Annotated in this window: 25 protein-coding genes; 8 read left to right on the top strand and 17 right to left on the bottom strand. The window is 59.7% G+C overall.

Annotated elements, in window-relative coordinates; all coding sequences use genetic code 11:
- Positions 1 to 8: 8 nt before the first annotated feature.
- The 4 genes from msrP to ACOAP0_RS13900 all read right to left on the bottom strand — a co-directional run bounded on the left by msrP (position 9) and on the right by ACOAP0_RS13900 (position 5280).
- Positions 9 to 1016 carry a protein-methionine-sulfoxide reductase catalytic subunit MsrP gene (gene msrP, locus ACOAP0_RS13915; RefSeq protein ID WP_087496471.1) on the bottom strand — a complete coding sequence of 336 codons (1008 nt, stop codon included), beginning with the start codon at positions 1014 to 1016 and terminating at the stop codon, positions 9 to 11.
- A gap of 45 nt (positions 1017 to 1061) precedes the next feature.
- Entirely contained in the window at positions 1062 to 2411 is a 1350-nt protein-coding gene (ccsB, locus tag ACOAP0_RS13910) for a c-type cytochrome biogenesis protein CcsB (RefSeq protein WP_498376880.1), read from the bottom strand.
- 3 nt (positions 2412 to 2414) lie between these two features.
- Positions 2415 to 4535 (bottom strand): cytochrome c biogenesis protein ResB, encoded by a 2121-nt coding sequence (locus ACOAP0_RS13905; RefSeq protein WP_498376879.1) that lies wholly within the window; start codon positions 4533 to 4535, stop codon positions 2415 to 2417.
- Positions 4536 to 4641: 106 nt separating this feature from the next.
- The gene (locus ACOAP0_RS13900) at positions 4642 to 5280 is read right to left on the bottom strand and encodes a c-type cytochrome (RefSeq protein ID WP_087496468.1); all 639 of its coding nucleotides are present in this window, start codon (positions 5278 to 5280) and stop codon (positions 4642 to 4644) included.
- Between the two features lie 70 nt (positions 5281 to 5350).
- On the opposite strand from ACOAP0_RS13900, the gene yihA reads away from it, so the two are divergent.
- Positions 5351 to 6085 carry a ribosome biogenesis GTP-binding protein YihA/YsxC gene (gene yihA / locus ACOAP0_RS13895; protein WP_442873340.1) on the top strand — a complete coding sequence of 245 codons (735 nt, stop codon included), beginning with the start codon at positions 5351 to 5353 and terminating at the stop codon, positions 6083 to 6085.
- Here the strand turns inward: yihA and ACOAP0_RS13890 are convergent.
- Both ACOAP0_RS13890 and ACOAP0_RS13885 read right to left on the bottom strand, forming a co-directional pair.
- Positions 6079 to 6939 (bottom strand): lysophospholipid acyltransferase family protein, encoded by an 861-nt coding sequence (locus ACOAP0_RS13890; RefSeq protein ID WP_498376878.1) that lies wholly within the window; start codon positions 6937 to 6939, stop codon positions 6079 to 6081. The two genes, yihA and ACOAP0_RS13890, sit on opposite strands and share 7 nt — an antisense overlap.
- The gene (locus ACOAP0_RS13885) at positions 6936 to 7796 is read right to left on the bottom strand and encodes a lysophospholipid acyltransferase family protein (protein WP_498376877.1); all 861 of its coding nucleotides are present in this window, start codon (positions 7794 to 7796) and stop codon (positions 6936 to 6938) included. The genes ACOAP0_RS13890 and ACOAP0_RS13885 overlap by 4 nt, the downstream gene beginning before the upstream one ends.
- Positions 7797 to 7976: 180 nt before the next feature.
- On the opposite strand from ACOAP0_RS13885, the gene metK reads away from it, so the two are divergent.
- The 4 genes from metK to ACOAP0_RS13865 are packed head-to-tail and all read left to right on the top strand — an operon-like array spanning position 7977 to position 12689.
- Positions 7977 to 9161: a methionine adenosyltransferase gene (gene metK, locus ACOAP0_RS13880; RefSeq protein WP_087496465.1), complete on the top strand. Its 1185-nt coding sequence runs from the start codon at positions 7977 to 7979 to the stop codon at positions 9159 to 9161.
- Positions 9162 to 9170: 9 nt separating this feature from the next.
- Positions 9171 to 10418, top strand: coding sequence for a glycosyltransferase family 9 protein (locus tag ACOAP0_RS13875; RefSeq protein WP_498376876.1), 1248 nt, complete (start codon positions 9171 to 9173; stop codon positions 10416 to 10418).
- Entirely contained in the window at positions 10415 to 10897 is a 483-nt protein-coding gene (locus ACOAP0_RS13870) for a GtrA family protein (protein WP_498376875.1), read from the top strand. Before ACOAP0_RS13875 ends, ACOAP0_RS13870 begins: the two co-directional genes overlap by 4 nt.
- A gap of 7 nt (positions 10898 to 10904) precedes the next feature.
- Complete coding sequence (locus ACOAP0_RS13865) at positions 10905 to 12689, top strand: ArnT family glycosyltransferase (protein ID WP_498376874.1); 1785 nt, start codon at positions 10905 to 10907, stop codon at positions 12687 to 12689.
- 28 nt (positions 12690 to 12717) lie between these two features.
- Here the strand turns inward: ACOAP0_RS13865 and ACOAP0_RS13860 are convergent, their stop codons facing one another.
- The 7 genes from ACOAP0_RS13860 to ygiD all read right to left on the bottom strand — a co-directional run bounded on the left by ACOAP0_RS13860 (position 12718) and on the right by ygiD (position 18868).
- Positions 12718 to 13554, bottom strand: coding sequence for a shikimate dehydrogenase family protein (locus tag ACOAP0_RS13860; RefSeq protein ID WP_498377783.1), 837 nt, complete (start codon positions 13552 to 13554; stop codon positions 12718 to 12720).
- Entirely contained in the window at positions 13554 to 14000 is a 447-nt protein-coding gene (gene aroQ / locus ACOAP0_RS13855; protein WP_498376873.1) for a type II 3-dehydroquinate dehydratase, read from the bottom strand. Before aroQ ends, ACOAP0_RS13860 begins: the two co-directional genes overlap by 1 nt.
- Before the next feature lie 66 nt (positions 14001 to 14066).
- The gene (locus tag ACOAP0_RS13850; RefSeq protein ID WP_313878843.1) at positions 14067 to 15071 is read right to left on the bottom strand and encodes a TRAP transporter substrate-binding protein; all 1005 of its coding nucleotides are present in this window, start codon (positions 15069 to 15071) and stop codon (positions 14067 to 14069) included.
- Positions 15072 to 15170: 99 nt separating this feature from the next.
- Positions 15171 to 16448 carry a TRAP transporter large permease subunit gene (locus ACOAP0_RS13845; protein WP_313878844.1) on the bottom strand — a complete coding sequence of 426 codons (1278 nt, stop codon included), beginning with the start codon at positions 16446 to 16448 and terminating at the stop codon, positions 15171 to 15173.
- Positions 16449 to 16466: 18 nt separating this feature from the next.
- Positions 16467 to 16985 (bottom strand): TRAP transporter small permease, encoded by a 519-nt coding sequence (locus ACOAP0_RS13840; RefSeq protein WP_498376872.1) that lies wholly within the window; start codon positions 16983 to 16985, stop codon positions 16467 to 16469.
- A 116-nt stretch (positions 16986 to 17101) separates the two neighbouring features.
- Positions 17102 to 17824 (bottom strand): TetR/AcrR family transcriptional regulator, encoded by a 723-nt coding sequence (locus tag ACOAP0_RS13835; protein WP_498376871.1) that lies wholly within the window; start codon positions 17822 to 17824, stop codon positions 17102 to 17104.
- A gap of 138 nt (positions 17825 to 17962) precedes the next feature.
- Positions 17963 to 18868: a 4,5-DOPA-extradiol-dioxygenase gene (gene ygiD / locus ACOAP0_RS13830; RefSeq protein WP_498376870.1), complete on the bottom strand. Its 906-nt coding sequence runs from the start codon at positions 18866 to 18868 to the stop codon at positions 17963 to 17965.
- 169 nt (positions 18869 to 19037) lie between these two features.
- Here ygiD and ACOAP0_RS13825 point away from each other — a divergent pair, with 169 nt between their 5' ends.
- Positions 19038 to 19187, top strand: a complete 150-nt coding sequence (locus ACOAP0_RS13825) for a lmo0937 family membrane protein (RefSeq protein ID WP_313868876.1) — start codon at positions 19038 to 19040, stop codon at positions 19185 to 19187.
- 47 nt (positions 19188 to 19234) lie between these two features.
- On the opposite strand, the gene ACOAP0_RS13820 is transcribed toward ACOAP0_RS13825, so the two are convergent.
- The 3 genes from ACOAP0_RS13820 to ACOAP0_RS13810 all read right to left on the bottom strand — a co-directional run bounded on the left by ACOAP0_RS13820 (position 19235) and on the right by ACOAP0_RS13810 (position 22532).
- Positions 19235 to 20581, bottom strand: a complete 1347-nt coding sequence (locus ACOAP0_RS13820; RefSeq protein WP_498376869.1) for a dicarboxylate/amino acid:cation symporter — start codon at positions 20579 to 20581, stop codon at positions 19235 to 19237.
- Between the two features lie 143 nt (positions 20582 to 20724).
- On the bottom strand, positions 20725 to 21366 hold the full coding sequence (locus ACOAP0_RS13815; protein ID WP_498376868.1) for a hypothetical protein: 642 nt from the start codon (positions 21364 to 21366) through the stop codon (positions 20725 to 20727).
- The gene (locus tag ACOAP0_RS13810) at positions 21363 to 22532 is read right to left on the bottom strand and encodes an exo-alpha-sialidase (RefSeq protein WP_498376867.1); all 1170 of its coding nucleotides are present in this window, start codon (positions 22530 to 22532) and stop codon (positions 21363 to 21365) included. The genes ACOAP0_RS13815 and ACOAP0_RS13810 overlap by 4 nt, the downstream gene beginning before the upstream one ends.
- Before the next feature lie 59 nt (positions 22533 to 22591).
- Between ACOAP0_RS13810 and ACOAP0_RS13805 the strand changes: the two genes are divergently transcribed.
- Positions 22592 to 23611, top strand: a complete 1020-nt coding sequence (locus tag ACOAP0_RS13805) for a pirin family protein (protein ID WP_498376866.1) — start codon at positions 22592 to 22594, stop codon at positions 23609 to 23611.
- Positions 23612 to 23712: 101 nt separating this feature from the next.
- Here the strand turns inward: ACOAP0_RS13805 and ACOAP0_RS13800 are convergent, their stop codons facing one another.
- Positions 23713 to 24342 carry an FMN-binding negative transcriptional regulator gene (locus tag ACOAP0_RS13800; RefSeq protein WP_313868871.1) on the bottom strand — a complete coding sequence of 210 codons (630 nt, stop codon included), beginning with the start codon at positions 24340 to 24342 and terminating at the stop codon, positions 23713 to 23715.
- Between the two features lie 185 nt (positions 24343 to 24527).
- On the opposite strand from ACOAP0_RS13800, the gene ACOAP0_RS13795 reads away from it, so the two are divergent.
- Positions 24528 to 24983, top strand: coding sequence for a fasciclin domain-containing protein (locus tag ACOAP0_RS13795; RefSeq protein ID WP_087496450.1), 456 nt, complete (start codon positions 24528 to 24530; stop codon positions 24981 to 24983).
- Positions 24984 to 25042 lie beyond the last annotated feature (59 nt).

Below are 25042 nucleotides of genomic sequence, written 5' to 3'. Positions count from 1 at the left end.
TGCCGGATTTAGAAAAACTTCTTCAAGTCCATGCCGGCATACAACTGACCCACTTGGGCCTCATAGCCGTTGAACATCAAGGTCTTGCGCTTTTTGGCAAACAAGCCATCTTCGCCAATGCGACGCTCCGTGGCTTGACTCCAACGTGGGTGGTCCACGTTCGGATTCACGTTGGAATAGAAGCCATATTCATTCGCTGCAGCCTTATTCCACGCGGTGGCCGGTGGCTTCTCGGTGAAGCGGATCTTCACGATGCTCTTGCCGCTCTTGAAGCCGTATTTCCACGGCACCACCAGCCGTACCGGAGCCCCGCTCTGGTTCGGCAATATCTCGCCGTACATGCCAAAGGTCAGTAACGTCAGCGGATGCTGGGCTTCATCCAAACGCAGACCTTCCACGTAGGGCCAATCCAGGACTCTGGAACCTACAAAAGGCATGGTTTTGGGGTCTGCCAGCGTCACGAACTCCACATACTTGGCGCTCCCCAAAGGCTCTACCTTCTTGATCAGCTCAGCCAGTGAATAGCCCACCCACGGGATCACCATGGACCAGCCTTCTACGCAACGCAAGCGATAAATCCGCTCTTCCATGGGGCTGAGCTTGAGCAGGTCTTCCATCGCAAACTTGCCCGGTTTTTTGACGAGGCCCTCCACCTCCACCGTCCACGGTGTGGTTTTGAGGGTATGGGCGTTGACCGCGGGGTCCGCCTTGTCGGTACCGAATTCGTAGAAATTGTTGTAGGTGCTGGCGTCTTTGTAGGGCGTGACCTTCTCGGACGTGACCGCCCCGTCTACCGACGTGGCTTTGGTGTTGAGCGCAGCCAGCTTGCCAGGCTTGGCGCCCCACCCTGCACCTTGGGCTATGGCTTTACGGGAAGCCCAGGTCGCCAAACCTGCGCCTGCGACGCCGGTCGCCATGTGTTTAAGCAGGCGGCGCCGGTCTTGATAGACCACCTGCGGTGTGATTTCGCTGGAAACCGGATGTTCGAACCCGTTAGAGGAGGACTTGATATGCATGGTGACTTCCTTGTTTCCAGTTTGGTCGTGGGAGACCGTGTTTTCTTACAAAGTTCCGTAACTGTGCAACCCGCTAAGGAACATGTTCACCCCGATAAAGGCGAAGGTTGTGACTGCCAGCCCCGCCAGTGCCCACCAGGCGGCTACCGTGCCACGCAGGCCTTTCATCAGTCGCATATGTAACCAAGCTGCGTAGTTCAGCCAGACGATCAAGGCCCAGGTTTCTTTGGGATCCCAGCTCCAATAGCCGCCCCAAGCTTCTGCAGCCCACAAGGCGCCCAGCACGGTAGCGATCGTGAAAAATGCGAATCCGACCGCGATGGACTTGTACATCACGTCGTCCAGCACCTCGAAATCGGGCAACTTGGCTGCGATTGCTTTGCGCCCCAGCAAAATGCCGGCGACGATCAAAGCAGAAATGCCGAAGTACATGGCCCAGTAGTCACTCAAGCCGGTGACCGAAGACTTGCGAAACACGATAGGCTCAAAGCACAAGACCACGCCCAAGAGCCAGAGCGGCGCCATGCGGTACCACTTGGTCTCCGACGCTTGCTGCTTGATCAGGTAGGCAAAAGCCACCATCGCGGCCAAAGCAAAGGTACCGTAGCCAATGAAGTTGGCAGGGACGTGCAGTTTCATCCACCAGCTTTTCAAGGCCGGAACCAAAGGCTGGATTTCTTGGGCTTGCCTCTCCACGGTGTACCAGAGCAAGAAACCGACCGCAGCACTCACCACCAGCATGACGAAGGCACCCAGCGCGCGGGTGTTGTATTGCGCCTCGAAATACAAGTAAAACACCGCTGTCATCCAGCAGAACATCACAAATACTTCGTAGAGGTTACTCACCGGAATGTGGCCGATATCTGCACCCAGCAGATAGCTCTCGTACCAACGCACCATGGTGCCGATGAGTGCCATAGTCACCGCGGCCCATACCAAGCGGGAGGCGACCAGCTCCAAACCGTCAGCCCGCCCCTTGGCGAACACACCAATCCAATAGAAGAGCGTCGCCATGAAAAACAGCATGCTCATCCACAAAATCGCCGACTGGCTGGACAAGAAGTACTTCAGCCAGAACACCGTCTCTGCGCGTGCAAGGTCGTTCTGGTATGTGTTAATTCCTAGCAATGAAAAAGCGGCAACCACCAGCATCAGTCGTTGCAGTGGCTTCCAAAGCCATCCCAGCCAGATGGCAGCAGGCATGGCCCCCAACAAGATGCCTTTTTCGTACACGTCCATGGCGGACTGGTATTGCACAAAGGCAAACACACCGCCTGCCATGACAAGCACTGCAAACAGCCATTCCCACACCGAGCGCTTGAAATAGCTGGCGTTCAATTCCAAGGTCACCGACCCATCGGTACCTACTGTTTCGTTGGCGGGTAGTGCGCTCATTTCTTATTCCTTCCAGGCTAACAGGCGACGTTTCAGGTGGTCGAACTGTTTGTCGCCATCCATGGTTTTTCTGTTGGTGGACAGCGCCATCGTGGCCGCTGTCAAGCCGGAGCCTGCTTCTACAGGTTCCAACCATATCCACAATCGGCGCTCACGCACATACAACATTGCAAAGACCCCGAGAATCAAGAGTGCACAACCCAGATACACCACGGTCTTACCCGGTGCCCGGGCAACCTGAAACACGCTGGCCTGTACTTGGGTGAAGTCGGTCAGAGAAAGCACGAAGGGAGCCGGATACAGAGGCACATCACTCAGGGCCAGTACGGCTTGGGTCATGAAGGTTTGCGTAGCGGCATCAGCGGGCAAGGGCTTCAACCCCGCTTTTTCTCGGCTGAGTTGGGCCAATTCGTAGAGCACACCATTCAATATGCGAACCAGCACTTCGCCTGCTTTATTCCGCTCGGTTTCCGGCACATTCGCCTCAATAAAGTCAGAGATAGCTTGTAAACCTGCTGTCGACTTGTCTGTACCGGCAAACAAGGTCAACGCACGATTCGCAGACCCGGCGAGCTGCTCCACCAAGTCCGGGCGCTTGGAATCGATTGCTTTGGTCGCGTAGCGCCTGACCGCCTCTTTGCGCAGTTCAGGATCTGCCAGCGCGCGGCTCAACCGGAGAAAACCATCCATGCCACCATCTGCATCCGCAGGTACCCGCAGATAACGGAACGGTTCCGAGGGGCTCTCACGCATGCCCAGCAAAAACACTGAGGTGCCGTCACCGAGGTCGGCTGGCAGCATGTAGTTGTTGAACTCCCTCGCCTGTCCGGCTTTGTCGCGCAACTTGTAACTGAAGCTAGGCCCGATATTGCGCAGACTTTTGCCCTCTTTGTGTTTGTTGGCAGCGCCCAGCTGGGCATCAACCGCAGAGCGCAAGTCCACACCTCGCACATCCGTTTTGGCACCGGCATCCGCAGACAGGTTTTCAACGTTGATCACCCGCAGCCCCGTGTACTCCACCGTCAAGTCATCTGCATTGCCACTGTCGCGGCTGGCAATGGCGCTGCTTCCACCCACAATGCCCTGCAAGTCGAAGGCAGCACCTCCGGCACGAAGAGGTTGCGCCTTGAACTTCAGGGCCGAACCACCGTCATCAAAACTGGACTGGTAAATTTCAATGCCTTTGTAGCTCGCCGGATGATTCACTTCCACCCGAGCAGGGATCTTTTCTCCCGTGGCTTTATCGTGAATAACAATGTCACTGGCAAACAGCTTGGGCATGCCGGTGGAGTAGTACTCCACAATGAATTTTTTGAGCTCCACTGCGAAGGGTAGCTCCTGCAACAGAATGCCGTCCGACTGGCTCAGGATGGCGGTGCTGGACTGGGTCCCTTCAGCCACCATCAGGTTACCCCGGAATGTCGGGTTGCGTTCACTCAGGCGGTGTTCAGCAGGAACATCTGCAATCATCCCGCCGCCCTTGAAAGGAACTTTGCCGGCAAACAACATTTGCGCACGCACGACCAGATCACCATCCAGCAAGCCCCCCAGGCACACCAGCACAATGGCACTGTGGGCAGCGATGTAGCCCAGCTTGTTGGCAGCACCCGCTTTGGCGGCCAACATCCACCCCGTGCCCTTGGCGGTCTCGCGGGATTGGAGCTTGACCTTCCAACCGCCACCTGCCAGCAAGCCACCCAAACGACGGGCGGCGACCTCGGGTGACTCTTGTAGCTGCGCCTGCGCTTTATGCCCGAAAGCCTTCAGGCTTTGCTCCCGGATGTTTTCCTTGTAAGAGCGCAAATCAGCCAGTATCTTGGGTGTGTTCCGGGCCACACAGAGCGAAGTGCTCACCACCAGAAACGCCAGGATCAGCAAAAACCACCAAGCGCTGTAAACATTGAAAAGACTTGCGCGCTGAAAAACTTCCGCCCAGAACGGACCAAACTGGTTGACGTAGTTCCCGACCGGTTCGTGCTGCTTGAGAACGGTTCCGATGATCGAAGCAATGCAAATCACCGTCAAAAGTGAGATGGCAAACCGCATGGAGGACAGCAGCTCCACGCCGGCGCGCCAGGCACGGGAACCGACATTGAGCTCAATGCCTTGGGTTGAAACAGTCATGGAGGAAAATCATCAAAAAAAAAGCGGGCCATCGTGTTGATGGTCCCGCCTGTTGGGTTGTCTGCGCTCCCTTTGGTTCCCTGAAGAACCACAGAAAGCCGACGCTTTAGCGCAGCCCGGCGACGTAGTCGGCTACCGCCTTGATTTCGCGGTCATTCAGCTTCGCAGCCACTTGTGTCATTTGCAGGTTGTTCTTGCGGACTCCGTCGCGGAATGCTGTCAGTTGAGCAACGGTGTAATCGGCATGCTGGCCGCTCAAGCGAGGGTATTGGGAGGGGATACCGGCGCCGTTCGGGCTGTGGCAACCGGCACAGGCAGCGACCTGACGGTCTGCAATGCCACCGCGGTAAATCCGCTCACCCAAGGTCACCAGTTCTTTGTCTTTCGCGAAACCGGGCTTGGCTTTCTTGCTGGTCACCCAGTAAGCGATGTTTTTCATGTCCTCGTCGCTCAACGCAGACGCAAAGCCCTTCATGACCGCGTTATTGCGTTTGTCGGACTTGAACTCCTGCAACTGCTTCACCAGGTATTCGGGGTGCTGTTGTGCCAGCTTGGGGTAGGCGGGCGTACCAGAGTTGCCGTCGGCGCCGTGGCAAGCAGCGCACACAGCGCCATAGCTTGCCTCACCCTTGGCCAGATCCGGCTTTGCAACTGCAGCAGCCTCTTTTTTCGGCTCTTCCGCAAAGGAAGAAACAGCGAGCGTAGCCACGGAGGCTGCGATGATCAATTGAGCAATCAACTTCATAGGGATGTTGTGTCTGGTGGGCGGAACAGCGCCATTCTACAATGCAGCTCTGGGTTTACCTTCCAAATCAATGACCACAACACAAAACCCAAAGGGCGCGACCCCTTCCAAGACGATTTCCGCCCCTCCTGAGAAAAGCGCAGCCACCATCGCACTAGGCTGGCTGCATACCGCCCGATTCCTGACCACCGCCCCCCAACTGCACTTCCTGCCCGAGCTGGACGTACCTGAAATTGCCTTTGTCGGACGTTCCAACGCGGGCAAGTCCACCTGTATCAATACACTGACCCAGCAGAAGCAGCTGGCATTCGCCTCCAAGAAGCCCGGGCGCACCCAGCACATCAATTTGTTTGCTCTGGGCAAACAAGGCGCCACCGACGCCGTGCTGACCGATTTGCCGGGTTATGGCTATGCGGCCGTTCCCAAGCAAGACAAAATCCGCTGGCAACAGGTAATGGCCAATTACCTGGTCACGCGCAAGAACTTGAAGGCCATTGTGCTCATGTGCGATCCGCGACATGGCATGACTGAGTTGGATGAAATCTTGCTCGACGTCATTCGCCCCCGCGTAGCAGAAGGCTTGAAATTCCTGGTCGTTTTGACCAAGGCCGACAAGTTGACCCGCTCTGAGGGCGCCAAAGTGCTGTCCATTACCAAGCTACAAGCCGGCGGGGGCGAAGTCCGTCTGTTTTCTGCGACCAAGCGCACCGGCATCGACGAAGTGGCTACGCTGCTATGGGACTGGGCACACCCCGATACACCATCCCTGGAGGCGCAGGCAATTCCTGCCACCGACGCTCAGTAAGGCGGCGTCATGCCCGCAGGCTGGTCTTTAAACCGTTTGTGCACCCAGTAATACTGCTCGGGCATCTGTTTGATGTAAGTTTCCAGCGTGCGGTTCATGCGGGCCGTATCTGCCTCCAAGTCCCCGCTGGGAAAATCTATCCAAGTTGGGAGTATCTCGATCTCGTAGCCGGTGGACGTCAGGCGGCAAAGGATGGGTACCACCTTTGCGCGCGACAAGCGGGCAAAGCGCGACAGGGATGGAACGGTCGCGGCCGGGCGACCATAAAACGGCACGAACAAGGACTCTTCCGGACCGAAATTCATGTCGGGCAAAAGGTACAGCGGCTCTCCTGCCTTCAGTCCCGCAATGATGGGCTTCACCCCCTCAATCCGACCGAACAACCGTCCGCCGAATCGCTTGCGCCCGGCCAATATCCAAGCGTCAGCCACTTTGTTGGCTTGGTCCGTATAGATGGTCGTATAGCTGCGCTTGCCCTGCTGGGTCAAGGCTGTCCATCCGGCATCCAAGCCGACGAAATGCGGGGCGAACAAAACAGTGGGCGCTTCGCCCGCCAATTCTTCGAGGGCTCCGCACAAGCGTAAGCGCTCCCTGAGTACCTCAGGGCTTGCATGCCATAACCAGCCGCGATCCAGCCACGCTTGGGCGAACGCGACAAAAGTGCGGATCGATTGCCTGCGACGGAATGAGGGTGTCCATTCGGGGAAGCAGATTGTCAGGTTGATATCCACCACCCTGCGCCGTGAGCGAACCAGCAGGTACAAAGCCCAACCAAACACGACCCCCAAACCCCGAAGCAACGGCAGCGGCAACCGGCCCAGTACCTCAATGCAACGCAATATCCAACGACTCATTCTTTATGGCTTTCCTGTCCGACTGCCAGATCCGGCCGCCGGGGTTGTTTATAGCGCGCGTAGCCCCACAGGTATTGAGAAGGCAATTCCCTGATGACCTGCTCCATGGCGGCATTAATCTGGGCGGTGGCTTCCGTCAAGTCCAGTGACAAAGCCAGCTCGTAAGGCCGCACACAGACCTTGTAGCCCGCGCCGTCCGGCAAACGCTCACCCCAAGCCAAGACCAGACGGGCACCGGTTTGCTGGGCCAACCTCGCGGCCAGCGTCATGGTGTAAGCATCGCGTGCAAAAAAAGGAACCCAAGCGCCTTGCCCCTCAGGGGGCACCTGGTCGGGCAGCAAACCCACACACTGCCCTGACCGCAGGGCTTTGATCAGTTGCTTCACTCCCGCCAGGTTGGCCGGTGCAGTGTGCAAACCAGGCCGCGCACGACTGGCCTCAATAATCCGGCGCAGCCACGCATGACGGGCGGGCCGGTACAGCACCGTCATGGGCGCGCCGGATACCCCGAAGCGACTTGCATAGGCCTGTGCAGTCACCTCAAAACTGCCCAAGTGAGGTGTCAAAAAAATAATCCCGCGCTGCTCAGCCAGCGCTTGCTCAAAGTGATGGGCACCGTCCCACATCACCGGCACCGGGGCACCCAGCCATAGCCGGGGAAGCTCCATCACCATTCGACCGGCAGCTGCCACTGCTTTGCGTCGGTCTGCATCGAGAATTCCTGCCTGACTGGCGTTGTCCTGCAAGCGACTGCGGTAACCGGGGGACAGCGCGTAGACCAGCCAACCGCACACAGCCCCCAAGCGGTGCAACAACCACAAAGGCCAGCGGGAGAGGAATTGAAATACAAAGGCCATGGGTGGGCTAAAATTCACGATGTCACCGAGTTATAGAACTACTTGCAGGGTGACTTCACAGGGGCAACTGATCAAAAAGAAGCCATTGTGCCTCGCCGATTCCGGCGTATCTGCTAAAGCGTTCGCTGAAAGCTCCAAAGCTCAAGCAACGCGTCTTGATGTTTTTTTTGGAGAACTACTATGGCGAACGATTTCCTCTTTACCTCTGAATCCGTATCTGAAGGTCACCCTGACAAGGTCGCAGACCAGATTTCCGATGCAATTCTGGATGCAATTTTCAAGCAAGACCCCCGCTCCCGCGTAGCTGCCGAGACCCTGACCAATACCGGTCTGGTGGTGCTCGCAGGTGAAATCACCACCAACGCGCATGTGGACTACATCCAGGTGGCACGCGACACCATCAAGCGTATCGGCTACGACAACACCGAATACGGCATCGACTACAAGGGTTGCGCGGTGCTGGTGGCATACGACAAGCAGTCCAACGACATCGCACAGGGCGTGGACCACGCGTCTGACGATCACCTCAACATCGGAGCCGGTGACCAAGGCCTGATGTTCGGTTACGCCTGCGACGAAACGCCCGAGCTGATGCCTGCGCCCATCTACTACGCCCACCGCTTGGTAGAACGCCAGGCGCAGCTGCGCAAAGACGGCCGCCTGCCCTTCCTGCGCCCGGATGCCAAGAGCCAGGTGACCATGCGCTATGTGGACGGCAAGCCCCACAGCATCGACACCGTGGTGCTGTCTACCCAGCACAGCCCGGACCAGTCCGAAACCCAGCACAAGATGAAGGCCTCGTTCACCGAAGCCATCATTGAAGAAATCATCAAGCCGGTGTTGCCCAAAGAGTGGCTGCAGAACACCCGCTATCTGATCAACCCCACCGGCCGTTTTGTGATCGGCGGACCCCAGGGTGATTGCGGCCTGACCGGTCGCAAAATCATTGTGGACACTTACGGTGGCGCCTGCCCCCACGGCGGTGGCGCATTCTCCGGCAAAGACCCGTCCAAGGTGGACCGTTCTGCCGCCTATGCAGCCCGCTATGTGGCCAAGAACGTGGTGGCCGCCGGTCTGGCGCGCCAGTGCCAGGTGCAAGTGGCCTACGCCATCGGCGTGGCCAAGCCCATGAACGTGACCGTATACACCGAAGGCACCGGCGTCATCCCTGACGACCAGATCGCCGCCCTGGTGAACGAACACTTCGACCTGCGTCCCAAGGGCATTATCCAGATGCTGGACCTGCTGCGCCCCATCTACGAAAAGACCGCGGCGTACGGCCACTTCGGCCGCGAAGAGCCCGAGTTCACCTGGGAGCGCACTGACAAGGCAGCTGCGCTGCGTGCCGCTGCCGGCCTGAAGTAAGCACTGCCCATGAACATCCAGACACAACGCTTCATTGACCGCTGGGCCGGCCAGCTACTCTGCGGCGGTGTGTCTGCATGGGTGCGTTTCACTGGGCTATTCAGTGCACCGGCCCGTATGCCGGCTGCGCCGAAAAACATCCTGGTTATCCTGCTGTCCGAGATGGGCAGCATCGTGCTGGCGGGGCCCATGTTTGCGGAGTTACGCCGCAAGTACCCGGGTGCTGCCATCCACATCCTGCAGCTCAAAAAGAACCAGGAAGTCTCCAAACTGCTGTCGCTCACGGACGTGGAGCACATGCACACGCTGGACGACAGTTCCGGCGGCTCGCTGATCTCGGACATTTTTAAAGTCAGCCTGAAGTTCCGAAGTATCGGGCTGGATGCGGTCATCGACTGCGAGCTGTTTTCACGTGTGAGCGCCCTGCTGTCTTTCAGCACCGGTGCACCGGTGCGGGTGGGGTTTACCCCGCACACGCAGGAAGGACTGTACCGTGGCAGCTTCATCAACCACAGCATTCCGTACAACCCCTACCAGCACATCAGCAAACAGTTTTTGTCGCTGGTCGATGCTTTGGATGCACCGGACAGCATGCCGCGCAACCGCGCCGCTGCGATCCGGAACACACCGGTGGACACCGAGCTTTCCGTCACGTTCACCGATACCGAGCTGGAAACTTACCGCAGCAAGCTGGAGAGCGACCACCCTGTGACGCGCGAGCGGCGTCTCGTGCTGGTTTATGCCGGCGGCGGCATCCTGCCTGAGCGGGCCTGGCCTGCCAGTCACTATGCGCGCGTGGTACAAGGGCTGTGCAATGCCGGCTATGCAGTCGGCCTGATCGGCCTGAAAGATGACGCTGTGCTGGCGCGTGACCTGCAAGCCCAAGTGGGCGACGCGGCCTGCCTGAACCTCACCGGCTACACCAAGAGCATTCGCGAGCTGCTTATGCTCATGCACGCCAGTGCCCTGCTGATCACCAACGACGGCGGCCCCAGCCACTTCGCCACGGTCACTCCTATTCAGACCATGGTGTTCTTCGGGCCGGAAACCGGCAAGCTGTATGGGCCCCTGGGCCATCGCACCATTATTCTGGAAAGCGGCATTGCCTGCTCCCCGTGCCTGACCGCCTACAACCACCGCCTGACCTTTTGCGACGGCGACAACCAGTGCCTCAAACGGATTGCGCCCGATCCGGTGCTGGACCAGGCGCTGGCATTTTTGAATAGTGCATCTGCGAGTGCAGGTGCCGCAGCATGATTGCTGTGCAACGTTTGGTGCTCTGGGCACTCGGGCTGCTGGAGCGCTACCGCTATATCAAGTTCGGCATCGTGGGCGCCAGCGGCACGGTGGTGAACTTGGCGGTCTTGCACTTCGGGCACGAGTACCTGTTCAACCATATTGAAGCCGGCTACAACAAGCCCTACTTCTCGCTGGCTCTGGCCATCGCACTGGCCACCCTGAACAACTTCACCTGGAACCGGTTGTGGACCTGGTCCGACCGGGTCAAGACGCTGGAAGCGGGCGAGGTGCAACCGGTGAGCCTGAGCCTCTTGGGCATGGAATTCGGGCAGTACGTCACCGCCTCCGCATTCGGCAGCGGCATGCAATATGTGCTGACCCTGTTGCTGTCTGGCAGCATGGATTACCGCCTGGCAAACATCATCGCCATTGTGGCCGCCAGTGTCAGCAACTTTCTGGCCAACGACCGTTGGACCTTCAAACGCAAGCGCGACTGAGCAGACCATGGGGCCTATCCACAAGCCTTTCGGGCCTCTAGCGTCCACCGAGCGTGCGTGGCTAGCTCTTGTTTTTATAGCAGCTGCGCTCTACCTGTTCGGTCTGGGTGGTAGTTACGCGCCCACCAACGGCGACGAGATGGTGTACATCCACATCGCGCGCATGACTGCCGAGAGCGGCCACTGGCTGCCACTGCAGTCCGAACTGGTGGGCACCCGCAATACCAAACCGCCCTTGCTGATCTGGCAGGCCATGGTGGCAGGTGGCTGGGGCCAAACCTGGAGTCTGTTCGCACTGCGCTTGCCCAGCATCATTTACACCTTCGCCACCACTGCCTTGCTGGCGTTTTTTGCTTACCGGATGAGCGAGGCATCCAACCGCCTGCGCACTGCCTGCGTGGCGGCTGCCTTGTATCTGCTGTTTTTCTGCACCTTCCGCTACGGGCGGGTGTACCTCACTTCCGCACCCGAAACCTTCTGGCTGGCCTTGCCCATGTGGTGGGTGCTTTGGCTGCGCTTGCGTGAAAGCACCACAGGCATGGGGCACCCGGCAGACGCCACGCCCGGCCCGCTCGGCTACACCTTGTTCGGCATCGCGATGGGCTTGGGCGCAGCCTACAAGTCTTTTGCCTTGGTCGCCCCTGCAGCTGCCGCCCTGTGGTGTGCGGTGCTGCTGAGCACGCCCTGGAACTGGCGCACGGCCATTCGCACGACCATAGGCACGGGCTGGAGCACGCTGATTGGCGTTGGAATCTTTGCCTTGTGGTTCGTGCTGGACCCGGACCCGGCCAGCGTCTGGCAGGAATTTGTCGTGGCCGAGAACGCGGGCAAGATGTCCAGCAGCATGGGCTACTGGCAGGCAGCCTTATCCGGCCCTTACCCCATGTGGACCCAGCTGCTGGCTTACCCGGCCAACGGCGGCCTGCTGGCTCTGCCGGTGTTGGGCTTTTGCCTGCTGGCCTTGCGCCACACCGGCTCGCTGCGCCAGCCGAATCGACTGAGTCCCGCGTTGTGGGTGCTTTTGGCCTGGGTAGCGGTGTGGCTGGTGGTGTTCACCATCCCCAACCAGCGCTCGGAGCGCTATGTCATTCCCGCCATGCCCGCGGTGGCCATTGCCATGGCGCTGGTGTGGGACCGGCTACCGCGCGTCTGGTTCTGGCTGACGTTGCTGATCACCCTGCCCGCGCTGGTGATGCTGGGGCGTATCAGCTGGGTCATGGGCACGTTGGGGATGGCCTCGACCACTGAAGTCGCTATTACTTTGATAGCTGCCGGCGCAGGTATCGCGGGCGCCATCGTCGGTTTTTATCGCAAACCATGGGCCGCCAACGCCAGCCTTGTGGCGGTGCTGGCGGTGTATGGCTGCTTCACGCTGATGGTCCAGCCCATCTCCAAGGACGAGGCAGGCTACAGCCCGGCGATGGAAGCCCAAATGAAAGGCCAGCGTGTCGCTGTGCCCAACGGCTTTACCGGGCAGTACGAGCGCTATCACTTCCAGTTGCATGGCGCTCGCATCACGCCCTATGACGCGGAGGGCCGCAACACCGGGGCGCTCTATCCCGAAATGCCGCCCAAGGAACGCTTGGCACGCTTGCTGAATGAATTTGATGCCGTGATCTGGCTGCAGGAGGACTTGAACGAGCCTCCGTCTTGCCTGCCCCAGTGCACCCTGCTTGCCCAGCGCTGGCACGTGAAGAGCCGGCACAAGGACGGCGAAATCACGCTGGACAACCTCTGGCAGGTACAGGACTGGCTGTTCCGCCGCGAGTGGCTGCTCACAGCCGCCCGATAAACACCTGAAAAAAGGCCCGCTTGCAGGCCTATTGGTATTGCAAGGTTGCCAGCGAACGCAGCTCATCGGCGCTGGTGCTGGGCAGGCCGAAGAACTCCAGATACGCTGGAATCTGCTCAAACAACATGTCCGAGCCCACCTGCACTTTGCATCCGCGCAGAATGGCTTCAGCGAGAAACGCCGTGGTTTCGGATTTCATGACCACTTCACCCACAAAGGTGCTGGCCGACAGGCGTGACACATCCAGGGGCATGGGGTCGCCCTCGTTCATGCCCAGAGGCGTGGCGTTCACGACCAGGTCAAAACCTGCCGGGTCGGTCGACCCGGTGCTGACGTCAATCTGCGGGTAGTGCTGGCGCAAACGTGCTGCCAGCCCCTCAGCGGCCTCTGCATTCACATCGAACAGCGCCAACGCCGACAAGCCCTCGGCTGCCAGCGATGCGGCAATCGCACAGCCCACGCCACCGCTTCCCACGACCAAGGCACGAGCGCCCTTAAGAACCAAGCCTTTACGCAGTACCCCGCGCACGAAGCCGGCGCCATCGAACATGTCGCCTTGCAACTGGCCTTGGGGCCCCAGGCGCACGGCGTTACAGGCTCCTGCAATCTGCGCCGTGGGGGACAGTTCGTCCACCAACGTGGTCGTCACCACCTTGTGCGGCATGGTGATCAACGCGCCCCGGATGTTAGAGAGCTGGAACACGCTGCGCAAAAAGCCGGGGAAGTCTTCGGGCTTGGAGCCCATGGGGACCACCACGGCATTGACCCCGGCTTTTTCAAACCAAGGGTTGTAGATCATGGGCGCCTTGAAGGCGTGGGTCGGGTAACCAAGATGAACAATGAGCTCTGTATTGCCGTTGATGATCATTTTTTCGCAGCTTTCGCCGCAGACACCCCGGCGCGCAGGGCCAGCAGATAGCTGTCCACGCCGAAGCCTGCGATCTGGCCCTTGACGATTTCCGCGAACACTGACTTGTGGCGGAATTCCTCACGGGCATGAATATTGGACATGTGCAATTCCACGATAGGGCAGGTCAGGATGGCCAGCGCGTCGCGGATGCCGTAGCTGTAATGCGTCCAGGCACCGGCGTTGATGAGGGCCGCGTCCACACCATCGGTATAGCCCTGGTGAATGCGCTCGCACATGGCGCCTTCATGGTTGGTCTGAAAGGTCTCCACGTCCACACCCAATTCGCGGCCCAAGGCCGTCAGGTCGGCGTTGATTTCATCGAGCGTGATGGTGCCGTACTGCACCGGATCGCGCTTGCCGAACATGTTGTGGTTAATGCCGTGGAGCATCAGGACTTTCATACAAACCTCTAGAGAAGATGGAATCAAACGTGGAGCGTCCCTCGCGGGCCGCTCCACACGGTGTGATTACTTGCGCATCTTGGCCAACTCGGCCTGCACATCAGCCACCACGGTGCCCAGGGCAGCGCTGTGCTTGTCAATCACGGGCTTCATCTTCTCACGCAGTTTGGCGATTTCGGCCGCGGGCAGGGTCGTAATCGTCATGCCGTTCTTCTTGAGCAACTCGAGGTTGTTGTTCAAGGCAGCACGGTTGGCCTCGCGCTGCGCCTTCACGGCTTCGTCTGCAGAGTCGTCGATGATTTTCTTTTCAGCGGGAGACATGGTGTCCCACACCTTCTTGCTGAAGATCACGGACTGGGGGTTGTACTGGTGGTTGGTCAGGGCCACGTTCTTCTGCACTTCCCAGAACTTGTTGGCGGCAATTACGGCAATCGGGTTCTCCTGGCCGTCAATCGCGCCCTGCTCCAATGCGGCGTACACCTCAGGGAATGGCAGGGGTGTGGGGTTCGCGCCCAGTGCTTTCACCCAGTCCACATTGATCGCGTTGGGAATCACGCGCAGCTTCAGGCCAGCGATGTCGTCCACCTTGGTGATCTGCTTTTTGCCGGTCGTGATGTTGCGAAAGCCCAGTTCCCAGTAGGACAAACCGATGATGCCCTTGTCGGCCAAAGCGGCGTGCATCTTCTGGCCGATGGGGCCGTCCACGATGGCATCCGCTTCTTTTTCGTTGGCGAACAGGAAGGGGAAGTCGAACACTTCGAGGGCTTTCACTTCGCTGGCCAGAATGCCGGAGTTCATCACGGCCATTTCCACGGTGCCGCCCTTCAATGCGGACAGGGTCGCTTGGTCGCTACCGAGTGCGCCGTTCAGGAACAACTGCACCTTCATCTTGCCGCCGGATTTGGCTTCCACTGCGGATGCGAACTTGCGCATGCCGGCCACAGCAGGGTGACCTTCAGGGCTGTTCAGGCCGAACTTGATCGTGCGTTCCTTGATGTCCTGGGCAGAGGCCAGGCCACACGCGGCCAATGCCACGGTTGCCAAGACGGATTTGATAAACAGTCGCTTCATGAGTTGTCTCCTGGACAGTTAGTTGGGTGAAAACAGGCGTACGCGGTGAATAAGAATCCTGTGCGTGGCGTACCCATCACGCACAGGTTTGGAATGGGGTCAATAGAACCAGCGGGCCGGCACCATCACCAGCTGCGGGAACAGCACCATCAAAAACATGATGGCGAACTGGGCAATCATGAAAGGCACCACGCCTTTGGTCACCTCGTCCATGCTGACCTTGCCCACACCGGCCACCGCATTGAGCACGGTGCCCACCGGCGGGGTGATCAGGCCGATGGCGTTGTTGATGATGAACAGCACGCCGAAGTACACCGGGTCGATGCCTGCCGCTTTGACCACCGGTATCAGCACGGGGGTCAGCAACAGAATGGTGGGTGTCATGTCCAGCGCCGTACCCACCACGATCACCAGCACCATGATGGCAAACATCAGCAGCTTGGGGCTGTCCAGCAGGGGTTCCAGCAAGGCCACCACTTGAGCGGGCAGGTTGGCCACGGTGATCAACCAGGCAGACACCATGGCAGCTGCGACAAGGAACATCACCACGGCACTGGTCTTGGCGGCTGTGATGAACAAAGGCACCAGCTTCTTGAAGTTCAACTCACGATAAATCACGGTGGACACAAACAGCGAGTACACCGCCGCCACTACCGCCGCTTCCGTGGGGGTGAAGACACCAAACTTCAGGCCGAACACGATGATGAAAGGCAGCACCAGCGCCCAGGTGGCCAGACGCATGGCCTCCAGAACTTCGGCCAGGTTTTTTCGGGGCGGGGGTGTGATGTGCTCTTTGCGAGCCAGCCACCACCACGTCCCGACCAAAGACAGAGCCAACATCAGGCCGGGAAAAATGCCCGCCATGAACAGCTTGGAAATGGAGACATTGGCTGCCACACCGAAGATCACAAAGCCGATGCTCGGCGGGATGATGGGGGCGATGATGCCGGCAGAGGCAATCAGGCCAGCAGAGCGCGCTCTGTCGTGGCCGGCCGCCACCATCATGGGCAGCAACAAGGCGGTGAGCGCTGCCGCATCTGCTACTGCGGAGCCGGAGAGCGAGGCCATGATCACCGCGGCCACAATGGTCACATAGCCCAGGCCGCCTTTGACGTGGCCCACCAGTGCCATGGCAAAGTTCACGATGCGGCGGGACAAACCGCCTGCGTTCATGATTTCACCGGCCAGCATGAAAAAGGGCACCGCCAGCAACGGAAAGCTATTGGCACCTTCCAGCAGGTTCTGCGCGAGGATTTGCGCATCGAACATGTTGAGGTGCCACATCAAGGCAGCACCGCACAAGAGCAGAGAGAAAGCGATGGGCACGCCGACAGCCATGGCCGCCAGCAAGGAACCCAGAAAAATAATGATCGTCATGTCAAAGGGCTCCGGGGCTTAGTGAGGGGCTTCTTCAGATTCCTGGATCAGCATCAGGTCTTGGTCGGCGATCTGGCCGGTCACGAGGCGGAACAGCTCCAGTGCCAGGATCGGGAAGCTCAAGGCCGAGAACACCATGCCGCCCGCATAGAACCAGCCCATGGAGACTTCCATCACCGGGCTCTCAGAGTCCTTGTTCACCAAGAATTGGTCGTAGGTGCCCTTGAAGATGAGCCACAGGCAATAGATCATCAACAAGAGCGAGATGCCCATGAAGATGCGCTTGCCGGTCGGGCCGAACTTGCTCACCAACATGTCGGTGCCAAGGTGGGCGTTATCGCGCAATGCGATCACTGCGCCCAGGAAAGTCACCCACACAAACAGCCAGCGCGACAGCTCTTCGGACACGGTCAAGCCGGAGTTGAACGCATAGCGCATGAACACGTTGCCAAACACCAGCACCACCATCAGCGCTAGCGCGGCGGCGATGACGTAGCCGATCAAACGGCAGTAGGCATCGATGAATTTTTTCAACACAGAAAGCTCCTCAGGGTCGTACTTTCAATAATGTACGAACTAGTTAGTTTTTAAGTTTGCGGGTTTTCCCTAAATCGGTCGGGCATAACCGGGAAAGCTGTTATGCCGGAAAGGAATTACTTGCGCACGAAGCGCACCACCATGTCGGTGATGCTCGCGCGCCGGTCTGCAGAGCGGGCGTTGCGGGCCTTGTCCTTGAAGATCAGCCCGAAAGTGTGGCGGTTGGACACATTGAAGAACGTGAGCGCGGAGATGGAGGCGTGAATATCCACCGGGTCCAGGCCCTCGCGGAACACGCCCTGCTCCACGCCCCTCTGGTAAAGCCGGCGAATGGACTCGATGGCCGGCACGTTGAGCTGCTGGATGGACGTGCTCTGTGCCAGATAGGTGCCTTGCTCGATGTTTTCGTTCATCACCAGGCGGATGAAATCTTCGTTGTCGGCGTGCCGGTCGAAGGTGAAGCCCACCAGGCGCCGCAAGGCCGCCTCGGGCTCCAAATCTTCCAGGTGCAGCTCCGCCTCGATCTGCCGCATGCGGCGGTAGGACTCCTCCAGCACCGCGAGGTACAAGCCCTCTTTGCTGCCGTAGTAGTAGTAAATCATGCGCTTGCTGGTGTGGGTAGCCTCGGCAATCGCGTCGATGCGGGCACCGCTCAAGCCCTTGTCGGCGAACTCTTTGGTTGCCACTTCCAGTATCCCGGCCATGGTGCGCGCCGGGTCGTTGGTGCGTGTGGGGGCCTTGGCACCGCTGGCCTTGCTGGCCGCCGGAGCAGCACCCGCAGCAGCTTTCCGGCGGGTGGGTTTGTCTGTCTCTTTATTGGAATGTACTAACTCGTTCATTCGACCAGTATAGGAGGGCGCACGCCGCACCTACAAGTGCGGCGATTCCGCAGCCCCTTACCGGGCTTATGCATCAAATCAGTGCCTGGCGCTCATGAAATATGCGCGAGCAGCTATCAAAACAGGAGCGTTTTCGTATTAACCCCAGATCACCGAACGCATGGAGATGGAGGCTTCCTGAAACCCGGTGTTAAAAAACCGGGGCATCTCGTCCGGGCGCGCAGCCCCGGCGGCTACCAGCAAGGGCAGATAGTGGTCATACGAGGGGTGCGCCTGCTGCGCGACCGCACCCAACGACTGGAATTTGTGCAGCTGGTCGAGCTGGCCCTTTTTGATCTGGTCCTGGACCACTGTGTCGAATTCGCGGGCCCAGTCGTAGGTTTCGTTCGGGCCGCTGCCGTTCCGCGTGGCACGCAGGTTGTGCACGATGTTGCCGCTCCCCACCACCAACACCCCGCGGCTACGCAGGACATGCAGTTGCCGCCCCAAGGCAAAGTGCTCAGCCGGCGGGCGGCTGTAATCCATGCTGAGCTGCAGCACCGGTATGTCCGCTTTGGGAAACATGGGCTTGAGTACCGACCAGGCGCCGTGGTCCAAGCCCCAGTGGTCCGGGTCCAGTGCCAGTTTGTCACCCGAGGGCACCTTGATCTCTTGTGCCAGAGCGCGGGCCACCGCCGGCGCACCGGGTGCGGGGTACTGCACATCCTGCAGCGCCTGCGGAAAACCGCCGAAATCATGGATCGTTTGCGGCTGCGCCATGGCCGTGACCTGCCAGCCCTGGGTCAACCAGTGGGCCGAAATGCAAACAATCAGTTGCGGCGCCGCCTGCCGCACCAACAATTCTTTGCCCATGGCCTGCCAACCCCGGCGCCATGCGTTGTCTTCGATCGCATTCATCGGGCTGCCATGGCCGACAAACAGCACCGGCATGCGAGGCGAAGGTTTGAGCGACTGCAACAAAGGCTGGGTGGAAGCGCCTGCCAGACTGCTGCGAAAAAGGGCGGAGAAAGCGGCAAGCGTTGCCAGTGCGGATCTGCGGTGCATAAAGAATTGTTGAGCGATGGCAGTGATGGAGTCTTTCCCCGAGGCTTGAGTTCCCTGCGAATGGCAATCCGCCCTGCAACTCACTCTGTGCCCTGCCACACAGCCAGCCAGTCCGGGGAGTTGGACACTGGAATGCCGCGCAGTAGCGCACGCCATTTGAAAGCTCCTCATGCTCTACACCATCGCTCTTGTACTCATCGTTTTGTGGCTTCTAGGGCTGGTCAGTGCCTACACCATGGGGGGATTTATCCACATCCTTCTGGTGGTTGCTGTGGTGATGATCCTGGTGAACCTCATCAACGGCCGCAAGCCGCTATGAAAAAAGGGCCCCTCAGGGCCCTTTTGCTTTGCTGTCAGATCGCCCCATCAGCGCGCATCTGCAGGTACCGCCATGGTGGCCACCTTCTGGTCCAGCAGCACTTCAGGCTCCTGGGCTTCGATGGTCGTAGGGTTCGCCAAGCCTTGGGTCAGGCGTTCCATGTCGAGGTCGCCGGTCCACTTGGCCACCACCAGAGTCGCCACACCGTTACCCACCAGATTGGTCAGCGCACGCGCTTCGGACATGAAGCGGTCAATACCCAGAATCAGCGCCAGACCGGCCACAGGCACATGACCCACGGCGGACAAAGTAGCCGCTAACACGATGAAGCCACTACCGGTGATACCGGCGGCGCCCTTGGACGTGAGCAACAACACGGCCAGCAAGGTGAGCTGCTGGGTCAGGTCCATGGGAGTGTCCGTGGCCTGGGCAATGAACACCGCCGCCATGGTCAGGTAGATAGACGTGCCATCGAGATTGAAGGAGTAACCGGTGGGGATCACCAAGCCGACCACCGACTTGCGGGCACCCAGGTTTTCCAGCTTTTCCATCATGCGGGGCAGCACCGATTCAGACGACGAGGTGCCCAACACGATGAGCAACTCTTCCTTGATGTAGCGCACAAAGCGCCACACGCTAAAGCCATGCAAGCGGCTGATGATGCCCAGCACGCCGAACACAAAAATCAGGCAGGTCACGTAGAAAGCGCCCATCAATTTGCCCAACGAAAACAAGGAATCCACGCCGTACTTGCCGATGGTGAACGCCATGGCACCGAAAGCACCGATGGGCGCGACCTTCATGATGATGGCCACGATATCGAACAGCACATGCGATGTCTTTTCGATCAAGTCAAACACCATGGTGCCGCGGCCGCCGAACTTGTGCAACGCAAAGCCGAACAAGACCGAGAACAACAGCACCTGCAGGATTTCACCCTTGGCGAAAGCATCGATCACCGAGGTCGGAATGATGTTGAGCAAAAAGTCCACGGTGCCCTGCATCTTGCCCGGTGCGGTGTAGGCCGCAATGCCTTTGGTATCCAGCGACGCGGGGTCTACATGCATGCCGGAACCGGGCTGCAACAAGTTGACCACCACCAGACCGATGATGAGCGCCACCGTAGAAACCACTTCAAAGTACAAGAGCGCCAGACCGCCGGTCTTGCCGACTTTTTTCATGTCTTCCATGCCGGCAATACCCACCACCACCGTGCAGAAAATGATGGGGGCAATGATCATCTTGATCAACTTGATGAAGGCATCGCCCAGCGGCTTCATGTCTGCCCCGGTTTGGGGAAAAAAGTGGCCAAGGAACACGCCCAGTGCCACCGCGGTGAGCACTTGGACGTAAAGGGATTTGTAGAGCGGTTTGCGCCCGGGAGTGGATGACATGAGGGGTCTTCTGGAGAGGGGTTGATTTGCCGATGCAATGAGCACGAAGCGGGCACGCGCCAGGGCGCGCCGCAGGCTTCAAAACAGGGCGCAACGATACGGCGCCCACCCCTCCACGCCTACTGTGGCGTTCAACAGTAGGGTTAACCCTTAATTTTCCAGTGGCAATACAGCCAGCGCAAAGCCACCGCGTGCAAGGCTACCCACAGCCATGGGTCCAGCACCGCATCAAATGCATTGCCTGTGGGCAGTCGCAGCAACACAAACAGCGCCAACGCCACCGGAGCCAACCAGGCACTCACCCGTCGAACGGCACCCACTTGCAGCAGCGGCAGCACCGCCACTACCAACAAGGCCAGCAATACCGGTTGCCCGAAACCCAGCGGGTACAGGGCAGACGGCAACTGCGCAAAGGTATCGAGCAGCAACGCCCAGCCCAACAGCACGCCGCACACCACCAGCCCGGCCTCCCAGCGCAGAGGGCGAGTTGCGGTTTCCGCAGCGGGTGCCACCGTTGGACGCAGTGCCGCCCAGCCCACATACGCACAGGCCAGCGCACCCAACACACTAGGCGCCTGAAAAGCCAGGCCCAGCCAGTAGGCGACAGACAGATTGCCGGGCATCAGCACCAACAGCCCCAGCACTAGCGCAATCACACGACGGAACAACAAGGGCACAGAAAGTTGCGCCAGCACTGCAGCACCACCGCCAGCGAGCACCAGCGCCCAGCCCACATGCAGCCACAGCTGCATCACCACCAGATCAGGCAAAGCCGGTGTACTCATGGTTTGCCTTCCACCGCAAAGCGCTGCCACGACAAGGTGGCCCGGTCTACGGTGTAGGCGATCCACAGCGCGTCATCCGCCCAAGCCATGGCGGGGTAAGAAAACTCGGCTTCCTCGCTGCCCTGCCGCAAGGTTTGTTGCGGGGTCCATTGCAGGCCATCCTGGCTACGGCTCAACTCCAGCTTGGCGCGCCCTTCCGGCGTCGGGTTGTGGGCCAGCAGCATTTGTTGCGGCCCCAGCCCGAAGGCGGCTACCGCAGAGTCCGGGTTACCCAGCGCAAGGTCCGGCAGGTCCTGCCAATGGGCGCCACCGTCCTCGGTGCTCACAGCAGTTACTTTGCCGTTATGGCGTTCGTCACGCATGAGCGCTAACCATTCAGAAGGGCTGCGCGCCAGCAGAGAAGGCTGCAGTTGGTAAGTGAGTTGCGACATGCGCGTCAGGCCAGCGAACTCACCGTTCGCATCCAGCCGCACCGCGCTGGGGTACTTGAGCCCCAGCTCAAAGTGCACGGGCAGCACGGCGCCGCCATCCTGCAAAGGCATGACTGCATTGCGTGCGAGAAAACTGGTGTTCCACAACCACGACAGGGGCAACACCCGCATGGGCTCAAACGCCAGATCGCTCAGATCTTGCGAGGCGCTACTTTGGCGCAGGTGCAGCACGCGGCTTGCAGCCCAGCCACCCCAGCCGGTCGCCACCACAAACAGGTGCATGCGGCCTTGTCCGTCCATCCATGCCACCGGGTTGCCCAAGCGCCGCAAGCCGTGGCCCAGCACATCGCCCATGATGTGGCGGTTGACCACAAAGCGCGGCTCACGCCAGCGGCCGCTCCCGCGGTCCCACTGCGTTACGGCAATCTGCACCAAGGGGCCGCTTTCGCGTTCACCTGAGAACCAGAACAGGCTCAGCGTCGACGGACTTCCGGCAGGCATGGGCAGCAAGCTGCTGGCGTGCGCCGCCGTCGTGCCGGGCGGCATGGGCACGTCGCCCATCGCCACACGCTGCAATTTGGCCGCCTCCACCGGCTGGCCTTGCACACTGATGGCCGGCATGAGCGCCTGGGCCGGCGGCATGGGAGCCGGACGCACCCGCGCATCCACCGCCCAGAGGCCGGCTACCAGGGCAGCCGCCAGGCCGGCACGTGCAGTGAAAGAAGAAAACAACATGGGGGGTGATCTTAGTGGGCGCCGGCAAGGCCTTGGAACTGGCGCGACAATGCGCCCTTATGAAAACCTTGCTCTCCATCGCACCTTTGGGTTTCCCCTGGCAGACCCTGGATCCCTTCCTGTTCTGCGTGCACCACAACGACGCCTATCCGGCAGGCAACGCACAGCTGGCGCCGGATCCGGCCCTGCTGGCCGGGCGCAGCATCGGCCAGGACTTTGCCGGCAAAGACGGCTGGAGCATGTACCACGGCGATACGGTACCGGGCTTTCCCTCCCACCCGCACCGGGGGTTTGAGACCGTCACCATCGTGCGCAACGGCCGCATAGACCACTCTGACTCGCTGGGCGCCACCGCCCGCTTTGGCGGCGGCGATGTGCAGTGGCTCACTGCCGGCAAAGGCATCGTGCACTGTGAAATGTTTCCACTGCTGCATACCGATGCGCCCAACCCCACCGAACTGTTTCAGATCTGGGTGAACCTGCCGGCCAAAAACAAAATGGCTGAGCCGCACTTCACCATGTTCTGGCATGAAGACATCCCCCGCCTCACCGCCACCGACGCGCTGGGCAAGACCACCGAAGTGGTTTGCATCGCCGGCAAGCTCAATGACAGGCAAGGCCTGCCACCGCCCCCCGATTCGTGGGCGAGCGAGCCCGGCAGTGACCTCGGCATCTACACCATCAAACTCAGCCCGGGAGCGAAGTGGACGCTGCCCGCCGCCCAGAGCGCGGACACCCGGCGGGTGCTGTATTTCTTCAAAGGCGGCGCTTTGCAAGTGGCAGGAGAAGACGTGCCTGTGAAGTCCGTGATGGTGGTGCAAGCCGACCACGACTGCACTTTGGTGAATGGCGATGCCGAGAGCGAGCTGCTGGTACTGCAGGCCCGCCCCATTGGTGAGCCTGTGGCGCAGTACGGTCCGTTTGTGATGAACACCCAAGCCGAAATCCACCAGGCCTTTGCGGACTATCGCCGCACCGAATTCGGCGGCTGGCCCTGGGGCGCCAACGACCCGGTACACCCGCGCGAGAAAGGCCGCTTCGCCAAGCACGCGGACGGGAAAGTCGAAGAAAGAGGCTAGCCCTCCGAAGTACTTCGCGCCCCACGCTCCACCGCTGCGCGGGTCGCTGCCCCCGTGGGGCCGTGTTTTGCCTTGGGGCGGCCCGGCGGCAAAACCCCTGTTCAGGAGCGTGGAATCAGTCCCGCCATGGTGCGGGCAGCGTCGGTTGCCTGATGCTCCAACCCTTCGCGCACAGTGGTCTGGTTGGCGGGCGGCTGGTTCTGGCTGACCTTCCATTTGCCCACCCATTCGTCCACCACGATCTCAATGCCGACCACCGCTGAAATCATCTTGTCGGTGTAGTCGCGCGGCGCATCGTCCACGGCCCATGGCTTGTCCATGGGCGCTTCCTGTTGGGTCGTGATCTGTTGCATCTGGCTGCGGACCCATGCCGCATCGTCGTGCACGGTCAGCAGGCCTTTGGCATGGACCACCGCGTAGTTCCACGTGGGCACCACCTTCCCGTGCTCCGCCTTGGTGGCATACCAGCCGGGGCTGATGTAGTGCTGCGGCCCCTGGAAGATGGCCAGTACCGGCACGCTCAGGTCCGTGTCTTTCCAGATCGGATTGACCCGGGCTACATGCCCCACCAGCGATGTGCGGCCATCCGCCGCCACCCGCAGCAGCAAGGGGATGTGGTTCGCATCCATGCCCTTGTCGGACAGGGTCACCAGCGTCGCCAAGGGGTGGCTTTGCACTAGTGCATGCAGTACCTCGGGGCGGTTCTCAATGAAGTGGGAGGGTTGGTACATCACAGGCTCCGACGTAGGAAGAGTGGCCTCAGTGTAGCCGCCGATAAATCAACAGATTTGACAAACATTACCGATCAGTTCAGTTTAAATACCGTACAGTTCAAAGGGATACTAAATGGGCTATATTTCGGTCACGTCAGTATTTTCTGACGTTAAACATCGAATTCAACCTCTTGGAGATTCCAATGAAAAAACTGTTGATTGCTTCCGTTCTGGCACTGGGTGTGGCTGTTTCTGCACAAGCTAAAGACATCGTTGACACCGCCGTAGGCGCGGGCAACTTCAAGACCCTGGCTACCGCGCTGGGCGCAGCTGGTCTGGTCGATACGCTCAAGGGCAAGGGCCCCTTCACGGTTTTCGCACCGACTGACGAAGCATTTGCCAAAGTACCCAAGGCCGACCTGGAAGCCCTGCTCAAGGACAAGGCCAAGCTGACTGCCGTGCTGACCTACCACGTCGTCCCCGGCAAAGTGATGGCGGCTGATGTGAAAGCCGGCAAGGTCAAGACCGTGCAAGGCAGCGAAATCACCATCAGCACCACCGGTGGTGTGAAGGTGGATGCCGCCAACGTGATCAAGACCGACATCGTGGCTGACAACGGCGTGATCCACGTGATCGACTCCGTGATCATGCCCAAGTAAGTCCTTCGCAGGCCTCAACAAAAAGCCCCGGCAATTTCGGCTGCCGGGGCTTTTTTGTT

It is taken from the genome of Curvibacter sp. Hmag1.1, from assembly GCF_059769165.1.
Note: the sequence above shows the minus strand (reverse complement) of the source record. Positions and strands in the feature narration are given on the sequence as shown.